Annotated in this window: 15 protein-coding genes; 10 read left to right on the top strand and 5 right to left on the bottom strand. The window is 56.8% G+C overall.

Features of this window, described 5'->3' with window-relative positions; genetic code table 11:
- The first annotated feature begins 70 nt into the window (after positions 1 to 70).
- From ACTRW9_RS10220 to ACTRW9_RS10195, 6 genes are all read left to right on the top strand, one after another.
- On the top strand, positions 71 to 1,189 hold the full coding sequence (locus tag ACTRW9_RS10220; RefSeq protein WP_442429251.1) for an HD domain-containing phosphohydrolase: 1,119 nt from the start codon (positions 71 to 73) through the stop codon (positions 1,187 to 1,189).
- A 193-nt stretch (positions 1,190 to 1,382) separates the two neighbouring features.
- Positions 1,383 to 1,763, top strand: coding sequence for a VOC family protein (locus tag ACTRW9_RS10215; protein WP_442426135.1), 381 nt, complete (start codon positions 1,383 to 1,385; stop codon positions 1,761 to 1,763).
- A gap of 423 nt (positions 1,764 to 2,186) precedes the next feature.
- The gene (locus tag ACTRW9_RS10210; RefSeq protein ID WP_442429250.1) at positions 2,187 to 7,172 is read left to right on the top strand and encodes an MHYT domain-containing protein; all 4,986 of its coding nucleotides are present in this window, start codon (positions 2,187 to 2,189) and stop codon (positions 7,170 to 7,172) included.
- 67 nt (positions 7,173 to 7,239) lie between these two features.
- Entirely contained in the window at positions 7,240 to 10,521 is a 3,282-nt protein-coding gene (locus tag ACTRW9_RS10205; protein WP_442429249.1) for a response regulator, read from the top strand.
- Positions 10,502 to 11,440, top strand: coding sequence for a diguanylate cyclase (locus ACTRW9_RS10200; protein ID WP_442429248.1), 939 nt, complete (start codon positions 10,502 to 10,504; stop codon positions 11,438 to 11,440). The genes ACTRW9_RS10205 and ACTRW9_RS10200 overlap by 20 nt, the downstream gene beginning before the upstream one ends.
- Before the next feature lie 33 nt (positions 11,441 to 11,473).
- A complete protein-coding gene (locus tag ACTRW9_RS10195; protein ID WP_442429247.1) occupies positions 11,474 to 12,637 on the top strand; it encodes a response regulator in 1,164 nt (387 codons plus the stop codon).
- A 67-nt stretch (positions 12,638 to 12,704) separates the two neighbouring features.
- Here ACTRW9_RS10195 and ACTRW9_RS10190 read toward each other — a convergent pair whose 3' ends face one another.
- The 5 genes from ACTRW9_RS10190 to ACTRW9_RS10170 form a co-directional block, all read right to left on the bottom strand.
- On the bottom strand, positions 12,705 to 13,244 hold the full coding sequence (locus tag ACTRW9_RS10190) for a hypothetical protein (protein WP_442429246.1): 540 nt from the start codon (positions 13,242 to 13,244) through the stop codon (positions 12,705 to 12,707).
- Positions 13,245 to 13,406: 162 nt separating this feature from the next.
- On the bottom strand, positions 13,407 to 14,132 hold the full coding sequence (locus ACTRW9_RS10185) for a hypothetical protein (protein ID WP_442429245.1): 726 nt from the start codon (positions 14,130 to 14,132) through the stop codon (positions 13,407 to 13,409).
- A gap of 4 nt (positions 14,133 to 14,136) precedes the next feature.
- Positions 14,137 to 15,120: an energy transducer TonB gene (locus ACTRW9_RS10180; protein ID WP_442429244.1), complete on the bottom strand. Its 984-nt coding sequence runs from the start codon at positions 15,118 to 15,120 to the stop codon at positions 14,137 to 14,139.
- Entirely contained in the window at positions 15,117 to 15,533 is a 417-nt protein-coding gene (locus ACTRW9_RS10175) for an ExbD/TolR family protein (RefSeq protein ID WP_442426128.1), read from the bottom strand. Before ACTRW9_RS10175 ends, ACTRW9_RS10180 begins: the two co-directional genes overlap by 4 nt.
- A gap of 18 nt (positions 15,534 to 15,551) precedes the next feature.
- A complete protein-coding gene (locus ACTRW9_RS10170; protein ID WP_442429243.1) occupies positions 15,552 to 16,277 on the bottom strand; it encodes a MotA/TolQ/ExbB proton channel family protein in 726 nt (241 codons plus the stop codon).
- Positions 16,278 to 16,831: 554 nt separating this feature from the next.
- On the opposite strand from ACTRW9_RS10170, the gene ACTRW9_RS10165 reads away from it, so the two are divergent.
- The 4 genes from ACTRW9_RS10165 to ACTRW9_RS10150 all read left to right on the top strand — a co-directional run bounded on the left by ACTRW9_RS10165 (position 16,832) and on the right by ACTRW9_RS10150 (position 22,438).
- Positions 16,832 to 17,383 carry an RNA polymerase sigma factor gene (locus ACTRW9_RS10165; RefSeq protein ID WP_442429242.1) on the top strand — a complete coding sequence of 184 codons (552 nt, stop codon included), beginning with the start codon at positions 16,832 to 16,834 and terminating at the stop codon, positions 17,381 to 17,383.
- Between the two features lie 100 nt (positions 17,384 to 17,483).
- Positions 17,484 to 18,518, top strand: coding sequence for a FecR family protein (locus tag ACTRW9_RS10160; RefSeq protein WP_442429241.1), 1,035 nt, complete (start codon positions 17,484 to 17,486; stop codon positions 18,516 to 18,518).
- 184 nt (positions 18,519 to 18,702) lie between these two features.
- Positions 18,703 to 21,144 carry a TonB-dependent siderophore receptor gene (locus ACTRW9_RS10155; RefSeq protein ID WP_442429240.1) on the top strand — a complete coding sequence of 814 codons (2,442 nt, stop codon included), beginning with the start codon at positions 18,703 to 18,705 and terminating at the stop codon, positions 21,142 to 21,144.
- Between the two features lie 115 nt (positions 21,145 to 21,259).
- Positions 21,260 to 22,438 (top strand): PepSY-associated TM helix domain-containing protein, encoded by a 1,179-nt coding sequence (locus ACTRW9_RS10150; RefSeq protein ID WP_442429239.1) that lies wholly within the window; start codon positions 21,260 to 21,262, stop codon positions 22,436 to 22,438.
- The last annotated feature ends 38 nt before the right edge of the window (positions 22,439 to 22,476 follow it).

Genomic DNA, 22,476 nt, shown 5'->3' with positions numbered 1-22,476 from the left:
GGCTTGGCCTCTACCCAAAAAAATCTGGTTAATGAATATACAACCCTTAAAAACGAAGAGGGAATGAACCATGTTCGCTTCCGAAACCCACAAACCCACCATACTGGTTATTGACGATTCGGCGGAAAACGTCCACCTCATGGTGGAAGTGTTAAAAGGGCAATATAATGTGCAGGTCGCGACAAACGGAGAAGGGGGATTGCGTTTGGCGCAGTCTGAAAATCCGCCGGAACTGATTCTGCTCGACATCCTGATGCCCTGCATGGACGGCTATGAGGTATGCCGGAGACTGAAGTCCCACCCGGTTTCCAAAAACATTCCGGTCATTTTCCTGACCGCACTGAATGCGGTGCACAATGTAACGAAGGGATTTGAAGTGGGCGGGGTGGACTTCATCACCAAACCCATCAGCGTTCCCATCGTGATGGCCCGCGTCCAGACCCATCTTGCTTTGTACAATCAAAAGCGGCTGCTCGAAAACCTGGTCAAGGAAAAGACACGGGAACTGGAAAACACGCAGGACGTCACCATTGCCGGGCTGGCGACCCTCGCCGAGTACCGGGACAGTGAAACCGGTGGCCACATTTCACGCACTAAAAATTATGTCCGCCTCCTCGCACGGAATTTGCGCGACCTGCCGCGGTTTCGCGGTGAGTTGGACGACGAAGTGATCGATCTCCTTTATAAATCCGCTCCGTTGCACGACATCGGCAAGGTGGGTGTGCAGGACCGCATTCTGCGCAAACCGGGCCGCTTGACTTATGACGAAACCCGGGAGATGGACAAGCACGTCGTGTACGGACGCGACGCCATTCTCGAAGCCGAAAGGCGGCTCGGCAAGGAAAACAACCGCTATTCGTTTCTGCGTTACGCCCGGGAGATCGCCTATTCCCACCACGAACGCTGGGATGGGACCGGCTATCCGGACAAATTGAAGGGGGACGAGATTCCGGTGTCGGCAAGATTGATGGCGGTTGCCGACGTGTACGATGCGTTGATCAGCAAGCGGGTTTACAAACCGCCCTTTTCCCACAAGCGCGCGGTGGAAGTGATCCTGGAAGGCAGGGGCACGCATTTCGATCCGGAGATGGTCGACGTGTTTGTGGACCTCGAATCCGATTTCATGCAGATCGCCCTCGATTACGCGGACCATCAGGAAGAGCTGGAAACCCTTCCCCTCTGTGCATGATCGGGGACACCTCTCCCAGCCACATCTGAAAACGGTGCGCGGGCGCGGTCGACCCTTCACCTTCGCCTGAATCCGAAAGCCGCTCCCTCCCGGTTAATGAATTGAATTCACCCCTTCGATTTTTTATGATGGAAGTACATGAATTCAATCCACCGGGGCCGCCCTCCATCCGGGGCGGCGATGAGGAAGCGTCATGGGCGTCGAGCTGAACCACACCATCATCTATGTGGCGGACAAAAAAAAATCCGCGCACTTCGTGGCGGATATTCTGGGCCTCGCCACTCCTGAAGTGTACGAGTCCTTCCTCATTGTCAAAACCAGCAACAACGTCAGCCTCGACTTTCTGCAGATCACCGATGCCATCGACACCCAGCACTACGCCTTTCTGGTGAACGAAAAGGAGTTCGACCAGATCTTCGGCCGCATCCAGGAACGCGGTTTGCCTTACTGGGCCGACCCCCAGCAGAAGAAGCTGGGAGAGATCAACCGCCGCGACGGCGGACGCGGCGTGTACTTCGAGGAACCTTCCGGCCACCTGCTGGAAATCCTCACCCGTCCCTACGGCAGTGGGTGAGGCGTTCCTACCCGGCCCGTACCGATGCCTTCATTTTTTGTGTCCATCCTGACCTGCATGTAGACATAACCTTGCCGATTTTAGAATCCTGTCCAGCTTTTCGTTTTCTTTACTCTTTTGCAGTCAGGGGTCCCGCGCCCTCGTCCCCCTGTCCGGCCCGGCACTTTTTTCAATCCAAAACGCCAATTATTTGAAGGCTTTTTCGGGATAGATTATTTGGGACAGGAGAAAGCCCCGAATCCGGCGCAGGGTCTGGCGAGTTTAGGATCTTCGAACTAGTCGGAAAAATGGTAATTGCCTTGATTTTCAGGGTGTAAACGTTTGTGTCGAGCCGCTTTTTGAATTTGCCTTCACCTGAAAACCCCTTTATCATTTTTATTGTCACAGAAGATCACGAAGGGCCTCTTTGGAAGGACTTGGAGAATGATTTTCCCAGCCATCACCCAGGAAACCTCGCCCCTTCAAGGCTCATTTTCTTATGGGCTTGTTGCGTTATCCTACCTGATTGCGGTATTTGCGTCCTACACCGCGCTTGATGTGATGAACCGCATCAAGAAAGAAGAAGTTTCTTTTAAAAACTTTCTGGTCATCAGCAGTGCCGTTTGCATGGGTGGTGGCATCTGGTCGATGCACTTTATCGGCATGCTGGCATACAACCTTCCCATCCCGGTCTCTTACGACCCGTGGATCACCGCCCTTTCCCTGATTGCCGCCATCGTGGCCTCCGGTATTGGTATTTACATGGTGGTCAAAATGGAACGCATGGTCCAGAAAGTGGTTCTGGGCGGACTCATCATGGGTGCCGGAATCTGCGTCATGCATTACTCCGGCATGCACGCCATGACCCTGGAAGCCACCCAGCATTACAAGCTGGTTCCCTTTCTCCTTTCCATCCTGATTGCCGTCACCGCCTCCATGGCCGCCCTGTACATCGTTCTGAAAATCCGGGAAGGCGGTCCCTTTAAGGGATGTCCTTGCAAGGTGGTGGCCTCCCTGATTATGGGACTGGCCGTGGCGGGCATGCACTACACCGGCATGTCCGCATCGGTGTTTATCCCGGCCCCGGAGCTGGGCCACGCTTTGACCGTGGTCATCGACAAGGACAACCTGGCGTTGTCCGTGGTGTTGATGACGTTTTTCATTCTCACCATGGCGCTGTTACTCGAGGAATATTCTTCCATCACGGTTTTGCCGATCGTGTTCTGTTTTTTCATGATCGTCATTGGCTGGGGCGGTTTCCAGCTGGTGGACCGCGAAAACAAAAGCAACATCGCCAACCTGCTCACCACCAATCTGAAAATCAACGTGGAATCCATCCGTTCGCTGGTCCAGCGCGAAATGCAGATGGTGAAATACTGGAGCCGGGACCCGCGCATCCAGAAGAACATCCAGTCCCTCGCCGAAAAGGTTTCAAACGGATTGCGCACGAAGAAGGAATTGATGGCTTCCAGGGAAATGAACGATTTGCGGAGGTTTTTGGGCCCGTTCCACAAGAACCAGGACCACGTCGGGTTCGTGGTCATTCACCCTTCCGGGCTCACCATGGCGGCCCTGCTGGATGAACCGGTCGGCCAGTCCCTGTTGAAGGACAAGCAGTTCGTCAAGGAGGTGTTGCGGGGCGAGGTGGTGTTTTCCTCCCCCTTCTGGGGCGAAGTGATGCTTCCGGACCTGGACGGGGTGGACCGCGAAAACCAGCCCACCATTTTCGCCGCTTCCCCGGTATTCAATGAACACGGGGAGACCATCGCCGTGCTGGGCTTCCGCCTGCGTCCGGCGAGGGCTTTCGGCAAATCGCTGGAAGTGTCTTTCTTTGGCGAATCGGGGGAGGCCTACGCGTTCAATTCCGAAGGGTACATGATCGGCGGAAGCCGGTTCCTCGGTCACCTCAAACGGATCGGGATGACCCAGCACCTTCCGAACCAGTCCACCATGAAAGTGCAGATCCGCAACCCCGGTGGAAACATCCTGAAAGGGCACCGTCCTTCGGTTCCACGCGACAAGCAGCCCTTCACCCGCATGGTCCAGAGCGCCCTGAAAGGGGAAACCGGACTGGACGTGGAAGGTTACCGGGATTACCGCGGCGTCCCGGTGGTGGGAGCCTGGACCTGGCTGCCTGAATACAATATCGGGATCACCACCGAAATGGACGTGGACGAGGCCTACCGGTCTTCCCGGACCCTGGAGAGGATCTTTGTCGTTCTCCTGTTCGTGTTGTTTTTTGCGGTGGTCGTGACACTGGTCTTGAAACGGCGGCAGGCCGAAACTGAATTGCGGCAGGCCGAGCTTCAGGAAAATGAAACCCGGGCGAGGGACGAGGCGGGAAAATACCGCCAGCTGTTCCTGGCTGAATCGGACACCATCCTGATTTGCGATGCCGAAACCAGGCAGATCCGGGACGTCAACCCGGCGGCTGAAAAATTGTACGGCTACACCCGGGACGAGTTGCTGAAATTGAGAGTGGACGACTTGTCCGCCGATCCGGAAGGGACGGTGAGCACCTTCCGCCAATTGCGGGAAGGGAGGCTCACCGAAGTGGCGTTGCGGCACCACATAAAGAAGGACGGCACGCAGTTTCCGATCGAGGTGATGGAAGGCCTCGTCTCCACGCAGGAAGGCCGGGTGGTGTTCAAGGTGATCCGGGACATCACCCGCCGCATGAAAGCCGCGGAAGACCTCCGCAAAAGCGAGGAGCGTTTTTCGCTGGTCCTGGATGCCTCGCAGGACGGCATCTGGGACGATGACTGGACGACGGGATATTGTTATTTCAGCCCGCAGTGGCTGGCCATGCTGGGATACGAGCCCGATGAACTGCCCTATACGAACGCCACCTTTTACGACCGTATTCATCCGGAGGACCTGGAATGTTACGGGGAGCTGATCAAAAAACATCTGGAACAGTCCGACGATAATTTCGAATACGAAGTGCGGATGCTCCACAAGGACGGGAGTTACCGCTGGATTCTGACCCGGGGAAAAACCGTCGAGCGGGATGAGCAGGGCTATCCCACACGCGCGGTGGGAACGCACACGGACATCACCGCACGCAAGGCCATAGAAGAGGAGCTGTTGCAGGCCCAGACGGATGCGGTTTCCGCCAACGAAGCCAAGAGCCGTTTCCTGGCCAACATGAGCCACGAAATCCGCACCCCCATGAACGCCATCCTGGGGCTGGCCCACCTGGCCCTGCAAAACGAGGTGCCTCCAAAATTGAAGGACTACCTGGAAAAAATCGAAAAGTCCGGCCAGAACCTGCTCGGCATCATCAACGACATCCTGGATTTCTCCAAGGTGGAAGCGGGCAAGCTGGACCTGGAGATGATTCCTTTCGATATTCATGAAACCCTGGAACAGATTTCCCAGCAGCAGACCTATTTTGCGGAGGAGTGCGCGACCGAACTGGTATTTTTCTGCTCCCCCGTGGTTCCCAACCGGTTGATCGGAGACCCCCTGCGGGTCAGCCAGGTGCTGACCAACCTCATCAGCAACGCAATCAAATTCACCAGCAAGGGCACCGTGGCGGTGTATGCGGATTTGGTGGAGAGTCCCAATAACAGTAAGAACCGGGTGGAATTGAAGATTACGGTCCAGGATACGGGCATCGGCATGACCGAGGACCAGGTGCAGGGGGTGTTCGGGGCGTTCACGCAGGCGGACGCGTCCACCACCCGGAAGTTCGGGGGCACCGGGCTGGGGCTGGCCATCACCCGGCAGCTGGTGGAACTGATGCGCGGACGCATCCATCTGGAAAGTGAACCGGGCCGAGGTACGACGTTCACCGTGGTCCTGCCCTTCGAGTGCGAGCAGGAAGTACTGGAAAGAGCCAGAAGCCAATCCGGTGGAATTCAGAACCGGGCCCTCGTGATCGAGAGCAATCCGGTTTCCGCCAAAATGCTGGAAGGGATGTTGAGGTCCGTTTCCTTTGACACCGATTACGCTTCGAATTTGGAAAGCGGCGAACGGATATTGAAAAAGGCCGGATCGGCGAATCCTTACCATCTGGTTCTTCTGGACCTGGGCCTGGTGCAGTCAGGCTGGAACGAGACTTGCGAGCGGCTGAAAACCATCAACCCGCAATCCGGACGTCTGAAAGTGGTCCTCATCGCTCCGCAGGAGGAATTCCTGCACCTGGTGACGGTGGAGGGGGAATCGATCGACGGGTTGCTGGTGAAGCCCGTTCGCCTCTCGCAGTTGTTCGACCTGGTCACCAACCTTTTCCACGGCAAGGACACCCACATGATGCGAAGGGCTTCCCGCAAGCCGCAAAGCGTATTCGATTCCACCTCGTTCCAGGGCCGCAGGGTGCTGGTGGCGGAAGACAACGAAATCAACCAGGAGGTGGTGGAGGAGCTGTTGCAGAAGGTCGGTTTCGAGGTCACCCTGGTGGGCGACGGAAAAGCGGCGGTCGACCGGCTGTCATCCGAAGAGTTCGACGTGGTGCTCATGGACCTGCAGATGCCGGTGATGGACGGGTTTGAAGCGGCACGGCAGATCCGCCTGAACAAAAAATTCGAGAGCCTGCCGGTGGTTGCGCTGACGGCGAACGCGATGGCGGGGGACCGGGAACGCACGGCGGAGGCGGGCATGAACGACCATGTGACCAAGCCCATCGATCCGGAAGCCATGTACAAAACGTTGAGCCGGTGGATAGAAAGCCCCGCCCGCGTTGAATCCGAAAAGCCTGCGGAGCCTCCCCCGGTGAAAGATAAAACCGCCGAACCTCCGGTGGAGAAATTGCGCAAAGACGGTGTCGAGACTTCCGGCAACGGTTTCCCCGACATTCCGGGCCTCAACGTGGAAATCGGTTTGAAACGGATGGGAGGCAACCGGGATCGGTACCGGAAAATCCTCACCGGCTTTTATGAGAACCATGCGGGAGACGGGGAGAAGATTCGGTCCGCGTTCGAAAAAAACGACACGCAGGGTTTGCGCATAGCGGTGCACACCCTCAAGGGTGTGGCGGGCAACGTGGGCGCCGATGCATTGTTCGAGCAGGCGGAAATGCTGGAGCAGGCATTGAGGGCGGGCAATGGGAAGGACCATGAAAACCAGTTGCAGGAGTTCCTGAATTCCCTGGAACAGGTCATGGACCCGCTCGGCGAATGGAAAGGAATGGACAAGCCGGTTCGCGAACCGTTGATTCCGCTGTCTTCACGAAACTCCATGTGCGATGAGCAGGCGGGAATCCTGTTGCAAAACCTCCAGTCCCTCTTGGAAGAAAGCGACAGCCGGGCCACGGTCCGAGTCGCCGCGCTCCGGGGCTACCTGGAAGGGTCCCCCCTGCACGACGATTGGAAACGTCTCAAGGAATGCATCGAAGTGTACCAGTTTGATGAAGCGTTGCAGCTTTTGCAGAAAATCACCTGGCAAAGAAAGCGGCAGTGCCAGAAGGCCGGGGTGGCATCGCGGTGATCCCGGTCGGCGCGGGCCGTTAACAAATTAAGAAATACCGGACGGAATCATTAAGAAAGGGTCGCTCATGCTGGAACCGGAAATACCGGAAAATGAGGCGGATCGCCTTCAGGCGTTGTTCGATTACCACGTGCTGGATACCGACCCGGAGGAGCAGTTCGATGAGTTGACCGAACTGGTATCCAAAATCTGCGATGTGCCCATTGCCCTGATTTCGCTGATTGATGAAAGCAGGCAATGGTTCAAGTCGCATTACGGGTTGAACGCCCGGGAAACGCCGCGCAACGTTTCATTTTGTGGTCACGCCATTCTGCAGGAAGAGGTGTTTGAAATTCCCAACAGCCTGGAGGACGAACGGTTTGCGGACAACCCCATCGTCACCGGGGAACCCAGGGTCATTTTCTACGCCGGCGCCCCCCTGCAGACCCCCACCGGTCATCGGATCGGCACCCTGTGCGCCATCGACCAGAAACCGCATCATCTTACTGAAGAGCAGAGAAGGTGCCTGGCGCTGCTGGCCCGCCAGGTGGTCTCCCAGCTCGAATTGAGAAAAAACATCCTCGTCAAGAACGACCTGTTTGCACAGCAATCGAAGTTGTACAAGGAAATCGAGGCCTTGCACAGCGAATGCGATTTAAAGCAGGAAAAAATTGAAGCCATTGTGGAAACCATGCTGGATCCCCTGATCGTGATCGATGAGAGAGGGGCCATCGAGGTGTTCAATCCCGCCGCGCAGGCCACCTTTGGATACGAGCCTTCGGAAGTGATCGGGAAGAACGTCAGCATGCTGATGCCGGAACCCCACCAGGCAAGCCACGATGAGGCCATCGCGAGGTACAGGAACACCCTGCAACCGACCATACTCGGGGAGTTGCGCGAGGAGTTCGGCCGTCACAGGGACGGAACCGTTTTCCCGGTCGAGTTGCTGATCAATGAAATGGTGATCGACGGCGAGCGCCGGTTTGTCGGCATCTGCCGGGACATCACCGTGCGCAAAACCGCGGAAGAGGAATTGAGGCAGGCGGAACGCCAGGCGGTCGCCGCCAACGAGACCAAGAGCCGCTTTCTGGCCAACATGAGCCACGAAATCCGCACCCCCATGAACACCATCCTGGGGCTGGCCCACCTGGCCCTGCAAAATGAAATGTCTCCCAAGCAAAAGGATTATCTGGAGAAAATTGAAAGATCCGGCAAGAACCTGCTCGGCATCATCAACGACATCCTGGATTTCTCCAAGGTGGAAGCGGGCAAGATGGAGATGGAAGCCGTCCGGTTTGACCTTCTGGAAGTTCTGGAAACCGTGGCCTACGAGCAGGCGCAGGCCGCGGAGAAACGGGAAACGGAACTGGTGTTTTTCTCTTCACCCAAGGTTCCGCAAAGCCTGATCGGCGATCCGATGCGTCTGGGGCAGGTGTTGACCAACCTGGTCAGCAACGCCATCAAGTTCACCCGCAAGGGCACGGTTGCGGTTTATACCGATGTGGAGCCGGGAGAACCGGACAAGCCCAACCAGGTCACCCTCAAGATTACGGTTCAGGATACGGGAATCGGCATGACCCCGGAACAGGTGGAGAGCGTGTTCGGTGCCTTCAGCCAGGCGGACGCCTCCACGACCCGGCAATACGGAGGGACGGGGCTGGGTCTCGCCATCACCCTGCAACTGGTGGAACTGATGCTTGGAAGCATCTGTATTGAAAGCGAAGCGGGCAAAGGCAGCACTTTTTTTGTAACCCTGCCGTTCCAGTGCGAGCCCAACGAACTGGAAAAAGTGAAAGTCAAAATGGAGGGTCCCGAAAGGCACGCCCTGGTGATTGAAAGCAATCCGGTGCTGTCCAAAGTGCTGACCGGGATGTTGCAGTCGTTGGGATTTTTCGCGGAGCACCGGGAATCTATGGATGCAGCGGAAGAAAATATTGTGGGGTTGTCGGCGGATAAGGCATATGACCTTGTTTTTGTCGACCTGGAATTCACCAAACTTCACTGGGAGGAGACTTCCGAGCGGCTGAAACTGTTGAGCACCCATTCCGGAAATTCCCGGGTGGTGCTGGTGGTTCCGGATCTGGATTACCTGAACCAGGTCCCAATCAAAGGGAAATCGCTCGACGGGGTGCTGGTGAAACCCGTTCGCCTTTCGCAGTTGTTCGACCTGGTCACCGACCTCTTTGACGACAAGGAATCCCGCATGTTGCGAAGCGCTGCGGCACCGCCGCAAAGCGTATTCGATTCCACCTCGTTCCAGGGCCGCCGGGTGCTGGTGGCGGAAGACAACGAAATCAACCAGGAGGTGGTGGAGGAGTTGTTGAAGAATGTCGGTTTCGAGGTCACCCTTGTGGGCAACGGGAAGGAGGCGGTCGACCGGCTGTCATCCGAGGAGTTCGACGTGGTGCTCATGGACGTGCAGATGCCGGTGATGGACGGGTTCGAGGCGGTACGGCAGATCCGCCTGGACAAACAATTCGAGAGCCTGCCGGTGATTGCGCTGACGGCGAACGCGATGGCGGGGGACCGCGAACGCACGGCGGCAGTGGGCATGAACGACCATGTGACCAAACCCATCGATCCGGAAGTCATGTACAAGACGTTGAGCCGGTGGGTGACGTCCTCGACCGGGGAAAAAGCGGCACCCGCAGTGCCGGCCGGTGAACCGGATACCCGCCAACAGGAGACCGCGTCTCCCCAGTCGGAAACGACCGAATCTCCCGAAATGTCCTTGCCCTCGATTATGGGGCTGGATGTGGACGATGGCGTGATGCGCATCGGAGGCAACCGAGCCAAGTACGGCAAAATTCTGTCCGGATTCTATGACAATCACTCCGGGGATGGAGAAAAAATCCTCTCCGCCTTCAACCAGGGGGATTATGAAAATCTGCAATTATTGGTGCATACCCTCAAGGGAGTGGCCGGGAATGTGGGGGCCAGTTTACTTTACGAACAGGCGGAAATCCTGGAAAACACACTGAATAATGGAAATCGCCAGGAGCAGGAAATTCACACGCATATTCTGGTGGAATCCGTGAACGACTTCATGAGCCTGCTGCTGGAATGGAAAAAAATCAGTGAGCCCGAACCTCCTGCCCCGGCTTTTTCGCTGACCATGTGTGATGCGCAGGTGGACAGGCTTATGAAAAACCTCCGGGCCTTGCTGGAAGAAAGTGACAGCCGGGCCACCGTACGGGTGAATGCGCTGAGAGGGTATCTGGAAGGCTCCACCCTGAATGACCTGTGGATGAAGCTGACCAAATCCATCCGGTTGTACCAGTTCGATGAGGCGATCGAGGTTTTGGATGAAATTATTTCGGAAAAAAACAAACAATGCCAGGAGGGCGACGTTGGACCGTTTGCTGAATGAAGCCTGGGTGCTGGTGGTGGACGATCGTCCGGAAAACATTGATGTGTTGACCGGCATCCTTGAGCCGGAATACCGGATCAAGGTGGCGCTGGACGGGCACAAGGCGTTGGAGATTGCCAATGCCAATGAGCCGCCGGACCTGATTCTCCTCGATGTCATGATGCCGGGGATGGACGGGTTTGAAGTCTGCCGCAAACTGAAAAGCCAGGACGCCACCCGCGATATTCCCGTGATCTTCATCACGGCCCGGGACGGCGAAATGGATGAGGTGCAGGCCCTGGACCTGGGAGCGGTGGACTTCATCCAGAAACCCTTCAACCCCAAAATTGCCAGGGCGCGGGTCCGCACTCATGTCCAGATGAGGTGCCTCCTCAAAAAGAACAAACAAATGATCAAGGAGTTGAAGCGGGCCAACCAGATTCTCGACGAGCTGGCGAGGCGAGACCAGCTGACGGGGTTGTCCAACCGCCGGGACATGAAGGAAAAACTGGAGATCGAAAGGAAGCGTTCCATGAGAAACGGCAAACCGGTTTCCTGTATTGTGGCGGACATCGATCATTTCAAGAAGGTGAATGATGACCACGGTCATTTGACCGGGGACGAGGCTTTGAAAAAAGTTTCCAGCATCATTTCCATCAACCTCCGGAGTCACGATACCGCCGCGCGTTGGGGCGGGGAGGAGTTTCTGGTTTTGCTGCCGGAAACCGATCTGGAGGGGGCGACTCATGTCGCAGACCGCATGCGCAGTAAAATCGAGGCGGAAACCATTTGCATGGAGGACCGGGAAATCAAACTCACCATGAGTTTCGGTGTGGTGCAGTTCGATGGGAAGGAAACCATGGAACAATTTCTACACCGGGCGGACCAGAACCTGTATGAAGCCAAAAAAAATGGAAGGAACACAGTGGTTTCAATTTAGCAATTTTAAATGATGGATGAAGGATGGTCTCAAATGATAGCGAAAAAGCAGATCCTCGTCGTGGACGATTCACCTGAAATCATCGATGCGCTTGTGGAAATCCTGAAGAACGAGTATGTGGTCAAGGTTTCCACAAACGGGCCGAAGGCATTGGATATCGTTTTTTCAAGAACCCCTCCGGACCTTATATTGCTGGACATCAAAATGCCCGGTATGGACGGATACCAGGTGTGCCAGCAATTGAAGGATCAGCTGCCGCATAAAATGATTCCCGTCATTTTCATTACCGGGTCCAAGGACGAGATGGATGAAGTGCGGGCCCTGGAGATGGGAGGGGTGGACTACATCCAGAAACCCATACAGTCGGTGATCATCCGCGCCCGGGTGGAAACGCACCTGAGGTTGCAGGAGACCTCCAGTCGCCTGGAAAGTCTATTGTCGCAAACCCTGCTGGGTTCCATTCAATTGATGGCCCAGACCCTCTCGATGACCAACCCTTTGGCTTTCAACCAGGCCTGCCGCATCAAAAAGCTGGTGCGCAGGATGGCGGAGTACATGCAACTGGAGAATATCTGGCGGTTTGAAACGGCGGCGCTGCTTTCCAATATCGGCTGTGTTGCCCTGCCCATTCATTTGCTGAAAAAAGTATTCAAGGAAGAAATCATTTCAAAAAGCGAACAGGCCCTGTTCCAGTCCCATCCTGCGGTGGGGGCGGACCTGATACGGGGGATCCCCGGCCTGGACGAGGTGGCGGGCATGGTGCTGCATCAGCTGGATCCGTTCAACCCGCAGTTGCACGAAGGGCCGCCGGACCTCCTGGATCCGGTCCAGCTGGGCGGACAAATCCTGAAGGTGGCGATTGCTTTCGACATGAAGGTGTTCAAGGGAGAGAGGCCGTCTGAAGTGATCTCCGTCCTGGCCGGCGAACCGCACATCTATTCGCCGGAACTGATCCAGACTCTCGCAAGAATCGAAAAGGAAATGCCGTCCGAAAAAGAAAAATCTGTTGCCGTCAAGGATCTGCATGCGGGCATGATTTTGCTGCAGGACCTTGTCGATGAAGAAGACTTCCGGATTGCCAGTGCGGGTCACGCCATGACGCAGGAAAGCGTGCAAATGATCCGCAGTTATCACAAGAATAAAAATTTAAAGGAACCGTTGCGGGTGAAGGTGGCGGGAAGGGAAATGTTTCAGTGAGAACACGGTTTTTCGCGGGCCTTTGCAGCCGGCCTGATTTGACCGAAAGCAGGGCGGGCCGGGTCTGTCAGGTATCCGGCTCGTAGACGAGGTTGTTTTCATCGTCATAGGCGGGCCGCCCGGCAAACCGTCCGATCCACTTTGCGGCTTTTTCGCAGTCCCTGTAATCGGGAAAAAACAGATCGAGGATCCTGTTTTCGAAGCGGCCGCCCCGACGCACACCCAGCTCCAGACGGTACCCTCCGTTGCTGGTAAGATGGTTTCCCGCCCCGGGGCTGTAATATTTCATACCCACCCGGTCAATCTCGTCCCGGCGCACGCTCCACTGGGGCCGGTTCAAATTCCAGCTTTCGGAAAATTCAAGCACACCGCGTTTATCATCCAGGGTGATGGAACCATGCAGCAGCCAGCGCAGTATGTATCCGAGAAACAGCGGCACTCCCAGGCCCATCAGGAAAATGGTCACCGCGTCGCCGCGGGTGCCTTCCGGATTGAATACGGCGATGGCCATGAACCACAGCCCCACCAGGGCGACGGGATAAAACAAAACCCGCACATCCCGGTAAACCCGGTTTCGTTTGAATGCAGTTTCAAATTTGAGGAACATACCAATTCAGTAACTGGATTTCAGGGAACAGGCACCTTGATATTTTAATCGATAAATCGAGGCCTGCGTCTCTAATGTGAAGCAGGGGGGTGAGGGGAAGGGGGAACCCGTGGTACCGAAGCCTGAGGAAAACGGGTCCGGCAGCGTAAAGGAAGAAAGCGGCTACTTGTTGATCACCTGGTCGGGTTTGCCGTCGTGGTTGCGGTCGATCTCCACGCGGACCACCCTGGCGTCCGGCCCGTAAATCTGCCACTGGTCGGCCTTGCCGTTGCCGTTGGTGTCGAATCCCACCTTCTCCATCACCTCGGAGCTGTTGAAGAACTGCCACTGGTCGGGCTTGCCGTTGCCGTTGGTGTCGAATGAAGATTCATGAATTTTTCCGGAACCGTTCAGAAGATCCCAGCGGTCCACCTGGCCGTCTGCATTGGTGTCGTATTCAATGCGCTCCAGTTTTTCCGAAGCATTGAAGAACTGCCACTGGTCCGGTTTGCCGTCGCCGTTCTCATCGCGAACGGCTTTGTTCAGCTTGCCCTGGCCGTTGTAAAATTCCGTCCAATCGATCTTGCCTGAGTAATTGGAGTCCAGTTCCATTTTTTCAATCGCGCCCGAAGCGGAGTAGTGCTGGAACTGATCCATTTTGCCATCGTGGTTGCGGTCGAACTCGACCCGGATGCGGGCTCCGTTCTTATCGTAGTATTCCACCTGGTCCGGTTTGCCGTCGCCGCTTTTGTCAAACTCCACCTTTTCCGGCTTGCCGTTTTTCGACAGGTGTTGCCACTGGTCCACCTTGCCGTCGAAATCGGAGTCGATCTCGTGCACTTCCGCCCATGCGGGAGTGGTGATGAGGATGAAAGCTGCCAGAGCGGGGAAATGGATCGATCTTTTCATGGTTTTATTGGTTCAGGATAAATGAAATGGGAATTTCCAGGACCATCCGTTCTTCGTTCAGGATTTCCGGAATGGTCGGGAACGGGGCCGCGTTGCGGATGGTTTTGAGCGCCGCACTGTCCAGTATTTCATGATTGGATGAATTGTTGATGGCGATGTGACTCAGGGAACCATCCTTTTCTATAGTGAATTTTACCACAGGCTGTCCTTCCAGGCGGCGGATGCGTGCCATCTTGGGATAATACTTGGCCTGCAGGATCTGCCCCCAGATGGCGCTGTTGAACTCGTCCAGAGCCTTCTTCAAATCCGGTCCGTTGCCGCTGAACTTGACTTTTTCAACCGGTCCGGTTTTTTGCAAAGCCGGCATGTTGAGGCTGGCGGTCTGGATGGGTTCCGCCGCATCTTCAATCATTTCATCCACTTTCACCGGGGCCTGCGCCTTCACCGTCTGTGCTTTCGGCGGAATGTCCGTCCTGACCGGTGTTTTCAACACGGCGGTGGTCGGTGTCATCCTGGATTGAACCGGCACCGTGGACACCGGGGTCTTGAACGTGGCCTCAATCGGGGTGTGTCGTACCGCCCGTGCGAACGTCGGCGTCTGCGGTTTGTGCGTGGCGACTTCCTGTTGAATGGGTTGCATGCTCGCCGGAGGCGGCGGCACCTTGGCTTTCACCTGCTGGGTCTGAACCGCTTTCATCGGTTGCGGCGTCGGCGGAGTCACCGGCTTTTTGGGCACGGTCTTCTGCGGAGGCGTCACCGCCTTCTGGGCGACGGGTTTCACCGCATCGGGCTGGGTCTGCGCCGGAGGCGGGGGAGGGGGCGGCGGTTTGGGCGCGACGTGCACCTTCACTTTCGGCTCCGGTTTCGGTTCGAGTTTGAAAGTGATGTCCTGTTGCCAGATCATCCACGCCAGCAGGAGGTGAACCACCACCGATGCGGTTACGGGCAGGTGTGCGGGGTATCGGGTCTCCAGGACTTCTGCGTTCATGATGAAGTGGACTCCAGTGGATCGGTTGCAATCACGATGTTGCTGGCTCCCAGCAGTCGCGCCAGATCGAGGATCTTCGCGAACATGTCGAAATCGGTTTTCTTGTCGGCCTCGATGATGATGGGCACCGACGAATCCTTCTCCACCGCCGATCCAATAATCGAGCGGAGTTCTTCAAACTCAACTTTTTTGTCGCCCGCCATCAAGGCCCCGTCCTCCTGCACCTGAATCTTGATCGACTTCATGTCGAAGGACTCACTGGACTCCGCCCTGGGCAGCTCGATGTCCATGCCCTCCTGCCGGATGAAGGTGGACGTCAGCATGAAAAAGATCAGGAGAAGAAAAACGATATCGACCAGCGGCGCGATATCGAGCCCTTTATTCTTTCGGGGTTGGACTTTAAGGCTGACCATGATTATCTTCTCGCAGACTCATTTCCCCGGTGCATTGGCCATGCGCCGTTCGCCGGGTTCTTTTTCAATGTTGGCGCTTTTGGCCCGCGCTTTTTCCTTGGTGTCGTCCCACTGATGCACCAGGTGCAGGCCGAACTTCTCCAGCAGGAACGACATGGTCTCCATTCGGCGGTCGAAGTAATGAAGCATCACCATCACCGGAATGGCGACGGCGAGGCCCGCGGCCGTTGTCATCAACGCTTCCCAGATACCTCCGGCCAGAATGCTGGGGTCGATCTGGTTCTTGTGCTGGGCGACCTTGCCGAATGCCTGAATCATGCCGACTACGGTACCCAGCAGGCCCAGCAGGGGAGCGATTGCGGCGATGACTTCCAGCGCGCGCAGGTTTTTGCTCATTCGACTCAGTTCTTCCTGCCCGGCCAGTGTCAGCGCTTCCTCGAATTTCCACTTGGGATAATGAAAGCAGTTCCGCGCCACCTGCAGAAGGCGTCCGGCAGGACCGGGCGGCTGTTCGTGCGAGCGGGCAAAGATGTTGTTGCCTTCAAGAAACAATGTCTTGAAAACCTTCTGCATCTTTTCCGGACTTTGCTGGTTGGAGTAGAAAAAGATCAGCCGCTCGATGATCAGCGCCAGCGCGATCACGGAACAGAGGATGATGGGAATCATGAGGACCCCACCCTTGCCGATCAACTCCAGTATTGGAGTGGTGCCCTCCACTGCGGCTTTGGTTTGTGCGGGATCCATTCAACCTCCTGTCACTTTCTACTCGAGAATCATTGAAAAGCCGGAGCGCGAGAACAAGCCGGCCTCCCGATGTGCATCCGGTGATTACGCGGAATCCTTTTATCGGAACAGGGAATATTTTTGAATGCTTCCCCTCTGCATCCACCCGCGAAACACAGGGCAAGACGCTCCTCTATACATATAAAGTAAGACGAATGAGAGGGCCGGGACCCTGACGTCAAAATGAAAATATTTTTGAAATTCGTTCTCATAATACTACTTAAAAACTAATGAAAATGAAAGTCATTATTATACCTTGGGCTCATTCCTTCACCACAGGCCTAAATAGTTAACTTTTAAAACATTACAAAAGTTGGCTGACGGGGTGGGAATCCGGCAAGCCGATATTTGGGGATTAGGGTTGACTTTCCCCGGTTTATATTGAAAATGAAATCCATTATTATTTTCAAGAAGTGACTGCTGAATCCTTGCGTATGGAGGAGGGTGGCTCCAACCGAGGATTCTTCTTTTGCCCCGCCCGGCCTGGGTTGGTACCGGGGACAGAATCGGATCGCATGGGATTGCAATCGGGACAAATGGATCGTTCGGCCTTGCTCGAGGCCTACTATGAATACCAGGGAGACCTGACCCGGTTTTTATCCCAACGTCTGAAGTGCGGCTTTGCGGCACGCGACATGGTGCAGGAGTTGTACCTTCGCCTCCTGAAAATTCAAAACCCCACCCGCATCGAAAACTGCAGGGCCTACCTGTTCCGCATCGCTTCCAACCTGGCCACCGATCACATCCGTGTTGAAGCCCGCCGGGCGGAGCTGCTTCGGGAGTGCCGCGACGTTCTGACCCGGACTGAAAACCAGGTGACCCCGGAAAGGGTGGTCCTGGCCCGCTGGGAATTGAAGCTGTACGAGAAAGCGGTTCAGGACCTGCCGCCGCTCAGCCGCCGGATTTTTTACCTGAACCGGTTCGAGGGCAAGCCCCAGCGCGCCATTGCGGAAGAGGTGGGGGTGTCGGTCACCACCGTCGAAAAACACATCCGAAAGGTGCTCGATCACCTGGCCGCCACCCGGGATCGGCTGGAAGTACTTAAAAAACGCACAAGGGGGGTATGACAACACATGGGTTCATTCGTCTTATTTACAGAAGGTTTTTGAAATCATCAACGCCGGTGAAGGTATGTGACTCCGGCTCATACTTTTTGTGTGCGCAAACATGGTATCGGATAAAGGCAAAGCTCTACCGGATGAATCTCCACAGGAAGCGCGGCAGTGGGTGGTGCGCCTGGCTTCGGGAGAAATGACCCCGTCGGAAGCCCGCCGTTTTAAAAAATGGTTGCACGCGGATGCGAGGCACCGGGACGCCTTCCGCCGGGAACGGCGTCTGTGGCAGGAGCTGGAAGCACTGAGGGGGGCGTTTGCCGCAGACATGCCGGGGTCGCCTGTACCGGTTTCCTCCGCGCCTGCGGTGGGGCCTGCCAATGATGTGGACCCGCTCCTCTCGTCCCCCCGCTCGAAAAATCCGTTCGCCGTGTTTCGCTGGGCCGCCGCCTGTTTCTGTTTGTTTGTGTTGTGGGCGCAGTTCGGCTTCCTCTGGTTGGCGGATCACCGCACGGCGGAAGGTGAGCTGCGTCGGGTGGAGTTGCCGGACGGGTCGACGGCGCACCTCAATACCGCCACCGCCATGAACGTGCATTACGAGAATGGCGTGCGCCACATCGAATTGCTGGAAGGCGAGGCGCTGTTTGATGTCCGCCGGGACGCATCGCGACCGTTCCGCGTCACCACCCGCCAGGGCGTGGTGGAAGTATTGGGAACGCGTTTTGGCGTTTCGCATTCGAAAGAAAGTCTGGAAGTGACGGTCCTGAGCGGCGAGGTCGCGGTGGTCCCGCCCTCGCAATCCTCCCTGCCGGTTGCGGAAAATCCGCGGGCGGTGCACCTGACCGCCGGGCAAGCCGTCGAATACATATCGGGGTCACCCTCGCAGACGGTTCGAAATGTGAATGTGCATGCCGTGTTGCCGTGGACACGAGGCAGGATTGTGATCGATGAAATGCCGTTTGCCGACGCCATTGAAAAGCTGGATGCCTATTTCCCCGGGCGCGTGTTGATCCTTCGCGAACACGCCGCACAGCAACCCGTCAGCGGCCTGTTCCATGTGGACCAGGCGCAAAGCGCCATTCGGGCTCTCGCTTCCACCCAGGGGCTTCGCGCCACGCACATCACGGATTATCTTCTTGTCCTTCGTTAGCTGTTGTCATTCTGCAATGCGGGGGGCGAAAAATTTTTTTGTAATCGCAAGTTGGGCAAACCGGGTTCCCACCCGTCTTTATGTTGAACTTCCTGAATTAAGGAAAATTTTCAACAGGCATTCGATGGGAACCCTGCCTTTGGCGGAAGGATGCCGTGCATGAACTGGAAAGAGGAGGAATGCAATGGCATTCATCGGCATAAAGCGGCGCCGCGCCTTACCGGGCAAGGGTCTGGAGAATACAGGGAACATTTTTGGAACAGGCCTTGCCGTCGCGTTGGTAGCGGTCCTGCCTGCTTTGCATTCGTTTGGTGTGGATGATGCGTATGCAGGCGAACCCTTCCACTCGGCGTTTTCTCAAAAGTTTGCAGTTTCGGATGTGAGCGGAATGCAGCTGGCCCAGGCGGGAGATGTGAAATCGTTCGATATTCCGCCGCAACCTTTGGGGTCGGCGTTGGCGCAGTTCTTCGATCAGTCCGGCTTGCAGGTTGCCTTCAGGACTGCGGACGTCAAAGGCGTTTCGACGTCCGGGGTGTCGGGAGAGCACACGGCCCGGAAGGCGTTGGAGATTTTGTTGGCGGGGACGGAACTGTCTGCTGAATTCAAGGATGCCAATACGGTGACACTGCAGCATGGGGAAAAAATCAAAAAAGGTTCCCTCCCGGAGATGAAGGTGGAGGGGGACTGGCTGGGGCCGCCCACGCCGGAAAGCGTGCGTACCTACAGCGGTTCCCGCAGCGTTGTGACCGAGGAACAGATCCAGCGCCGGGGAACATTGAATCTGGAAGACACCCTGCGTACCGTGCCCGGCGTCACCATCCTCGACGAAACGGGTGTCGGCATTCTGCCGAACATCGGTGTGCGCGGTCTCACCCCGCTTCGCAGTCAGCGCATTCAGGTTTTGCAAGACGGGTACCCCGTTGCCATCGGTCCTTACAGCAACATCGGTTTGTCCTTGTTTCCCCTCACCATGCAGAGCATTGAAACGATCGACGTGGTGCGCGGCGGCGCGGCGGTGCATTACGGACCCAACAACGTCGGCGGTGTGCTCAATTTCATCACCCGTCCCATTCCCTACGAACTTTCGCAGACCCTGGGCGAACGCATCACCATCTCCGAGGAAACCGGCAACATCCTGACGGACACGTATTTCCGCATTGGCGGATTCGCCACCGACAAGCTGGGACTGCAACTGCAATACAACACCCTGCAGGGACAGGGTTTCCGAGACCATTCCGACACCGAGGTCCACAATTTCATCTTCGATGCGGACTTGTTTCCCAATGAACAGAACCAACTGGCCTTCCAGTTCCAATACTACAATGTGGAAGCGGAACTGCCGGGTTCGTTGAGCCCGAGCCGGTACCAACAGGACCGCACCAGCTCGCAACGGCCGCATGACAGTTTCGATGCGGACATGTTTCGCGCCACCCTCACCTGGACCTACACGCCGGACAAGAATACGGAATTCGAGTGGCGCAACTTTTACCACAAGGCGGACCGCACGTTTTTCTTTGGCCAGAACCTGGGCGGCGGCAACGTGTTCGATCCCGCCATTCCGGCCACCCACAAAGCCGATTCGCCGCGCATTTTCTCCGTTATGGGGATCGAGCCGCGCCTGACCCGCCGCATCGACAACCACACCATCATCGTCGGTGCGCGTTACGTGCGGGAGGGAGTGGATTTCGATGTGAACCGCGTGGAATTTGCCACCGGCACCCGCACCGTGGCGCGGGACTGGGCATTTGATGTGGACGCCTTCGCTGTGTATGCCAGCGACACCATCCGGTTCATGAACGACCGCCTTGCGGTGACGCCCGGCGTGCGCTACGAAAACGTGTACATGGATTTTCGCAACAACCTGAACGGCGTCATGGACACCAACAAGGCGTCCAGGCTGCTTCCGGGCATCACCGTAGGGTATGAGGCGACGGATCGCGTCTTCGTATTCGCCAACGCCCAGCGTTCGCTTGTGCCGGTGCAGACGGCACAGGTCACGCGCGCGGGCGACGTGGCCAATGAAACGGCGTGGAACTACGAACTGGGAAGCCGGATTCAGGTATTACCAAATCTTCAAACATCCGCCACCTTGTTTGTCATCGACTACCGCGACCAGATCCAGTTCAACAGCGGCACTGCGCGGTTCGAAAACCTGGGCGAAACCCTCCATCACGGCATCGAGTTGACCTCGGACTGGGAAGTGACGGAAAATGCCAGTCTCAGTTTGTCGTACACCTACCTCGATACCGAGCAACGGTCCGGCGCGAACAAGGGCAAAGAGTTGCCGTATGCACCGCACCATCATGTGAGCCTGAACGGGGGTTACCGGCACGAGCAGTGGGATTTTGGGCTTACGGCACTCTACGTCAGCGAAAGTTACAGCGATGCCGCGAACACGGATCAGGAAACGGCTAACGGCAGTGCGGGAGAACTCCCCGAATACACGCTGGTCAACGCCCGGGTCGGCCGGGATTTTGAAATGGAAGGCTACAACCTCAACGTCGGCCTTTCGGTGAACAACCTGTTTGACGAGGATTATTACTTCCGCGGCGTCGACGTGAGTCCGGTAGGACGACTTCCCTCACCGGGCCGGTCCTTCATTCTGGGTGTGCAGCTCGATTATTGATTCACCGGAGTTCATCCGGAGAGTGGAGTCATGTCCCGGGACAGATCGGCCCTGCAGGAAAAACGGGATCTGGTGATGTCATGAAACGTTGCATTTTTACAGGGAACATCAAATCATGAAAGCCTCGACTCCCTCATCCCAGCGACTGCGTCAATGGATGCGGCGTGTGCACCTGGTGCTGGCTTTCACCGCCGGTCTGGTGCTGGTGGTTTCGGGACTGAGCGGCAGTCTCCTCGTGTACCACAAGGAGATCGACCACGCGCTGAATCCCGATCTGTGGCGGGTGGAACCGCAGAACGGCCCGCACCGCATCGACGCGTCCCTGGATGCAGTGCGGGCGGCCCACCCGAACGCGCAGGTGGTTAACGTGCGTCTGCCGCGCGAACCGGATCACGCGATGGAAGTCTGGATTCAGGACGCGGGCGGCACTCGCAAAGTGTATGTGAACCCGTACACCACGCGCCTCCTCGGTTTGCGTGGAGATCATGACGGGTTGATGGGAACCCTGCATGATCTCCACGTGCACCTGCTCGCAGGGGAAACCGGTGAGACGGTGATGGGCGCCATCGGCCTGGTGGCGCTGGTGCTGTTGGGCACGGGGCTGGTGCTCTGGTGGCCGCGCGGCGGGCGCTGGTCCGGCGCGTTCCGTATCGGGTGGAAGGAAACCGGAATGCGCCGGGTGTTCCGCCTTCACCGCTTCATCGGCATCGTGTCGATGGGGTTTCTCGTGTTCAGTATCGCCACCGGGGCGGGCATGGTGTTTCACAAGGCCGCCAACGTTGTGCTGGAGTCGGTGTTGGGAGGACCCATGCGGCCGCTGCCGCCGAACCTCACGGCCCCGGTCAACCACCCCATGCCCGCGGAACAACTGATGGCACGGGGGCAATCGATCCTGCCGGAGGCAACCATCACGTGGCTGCGTCCGCCGCGCACTTCCGACGCGCCGTTTGTCCTGCGCATGCGGTTCGATGAAAATCCGCACCCCAACGGTTCCACCTACCTCGCCCTGCATCCGGAAACGGGAGAAGCGATGATGGTGCACAGCTTCCGTCAGGCCTCGTCCGGGCAGGTGGCCTCCGACCTCAAGTACCCGCTTCACATCGGGCGTTTCTGGGGAGGAGCCGGGCGCGTGCTGACGGTGATCATCGGTCTCAGTCCCGCGCTTTTGTTCGTCAGCGGGTTCCTGTTCTGGAAACGCCGCCGCGGGGCTTCCTCCCAAATGGCCGATAAAACCGTCCGACCGGCCTCCGCTGCAACCAACCTGTCCGAAGCTCCCAACGAATCCGTTTCCTGAAAACGCAGCACCCCCCGCTTCCTCATTTTTCTTTTGCC

This window comes from Nitrospina sp. 32_T5, from assembly GCF_052156635.1.
Classification (GTDB): Bacteria; Nitrospinota; Nitrospinia; order Nitrospinales; family Nitrospinaceae; genus Nitrospina.
This window is presented reverse-complemented; position numbering and strand designations above follow the sequence as displayed.

Bases quoted from the DNA above. Each gene is read 5' to 3' on its own strand.
- ACTRW9_RS10220 (WP_442429251.1), top strand. From the start codon at position 71: ATGTTCGCTTCCGAAACCCACAAACCCACCATACTGGTTATTGACGAT.
- ACTRW9_RS10215 (WP_442426135.1), top strand. From the start codon at position 1,383: ATGGGCGTCGAGCTGAACCACACCATCATCTATGTGGCGGACAAAAAA.
- ACTRW9_RS10210 (WP_442429250.1), top strand. From the start codon at position 2,187: ATGATTTTCCCAGCCATCACCCAGGAAACCTCGCCCCTTCAAGGCTCA.
- ACTRW9_RS10205 (WP_442429249.1), top strand. From the start codon at position 7,240: ATGCTGGAACCGGAAATACCGGAAAATGAGGCGGATCGCCTTCAGGCG.
- ACTRW9_RS10195 (WP_442429247.1), top strand. From the start codon at position 11,474: ATGATAGCGAAAAAGCAGATCCTCGTCGTGGACGATTCACCTGAAATC.
- ACTRW9_RS10190 (WP_442429246.1), bottom strand. From the start codon at position 13,244: ATGTTCCTCAAATTTGAAACTGCATTCAAACGAAACCGGGTTTACCGG.
- ACTRW9_RS10185 (WP_442429245.1), bottom strand. From the start codon at position 14,132: ATGAAAAGATCGATCCATTTCCCCGCTCTGGCAGCTTTCATCCTCATC.
- ACTRW9_RS10180 (WP_442429244.1), bottom strand. From the start codon at position 15,120: ATGAACGCAGAAGTCCTGGAGACCCGATACCCCGCACACCTGCCCGTA.
- ACTRW9_RS10175 (WP_442426128.1), bottom strand. From the start codon at position 15,533: ATGGTCAGCCTTAAAGTCCAACCCCGAAAGAATAAAGGGCTCGATATC.
- ACTRW9_RS10170 (WP_442429243.1), bottom strand. From the start codon at position 16,277: ATGGATCCCGCACAAACCAAAGCCGCAGTGGAGGGCACCACTCCAATA.
- ACTRW9_RS10165 (WP_442429242.1), top strand. From the start codon at position 16,832: ATGGGATTGCAATCGGGACAAATGGATCGTTCGGCCTTGCTCGAGGCC.
- ACTRW9_RS10160 (WP_442429241.1), top strand. From the start codon at position 17,484: ATGGTATCGGATAAAGGCAAAGCTCTACCGGATGAATCTCCACAGGAA.
- ACTRW9_RS10155 (WP_442429240.1), top strand. From the start codon at position 18,703: ATGGCATTCATCGGCATAAAGCGGCGCCGCGCCTTACCGGGCAAGGGT.
- ACTRW9_RS10150 (WP_442429239.1), top strand. From the start codon at position 21,260: ATGAAAGCCTCGACTCCCTCATCCCAGCGACTGCGTCAATGGATGCGG.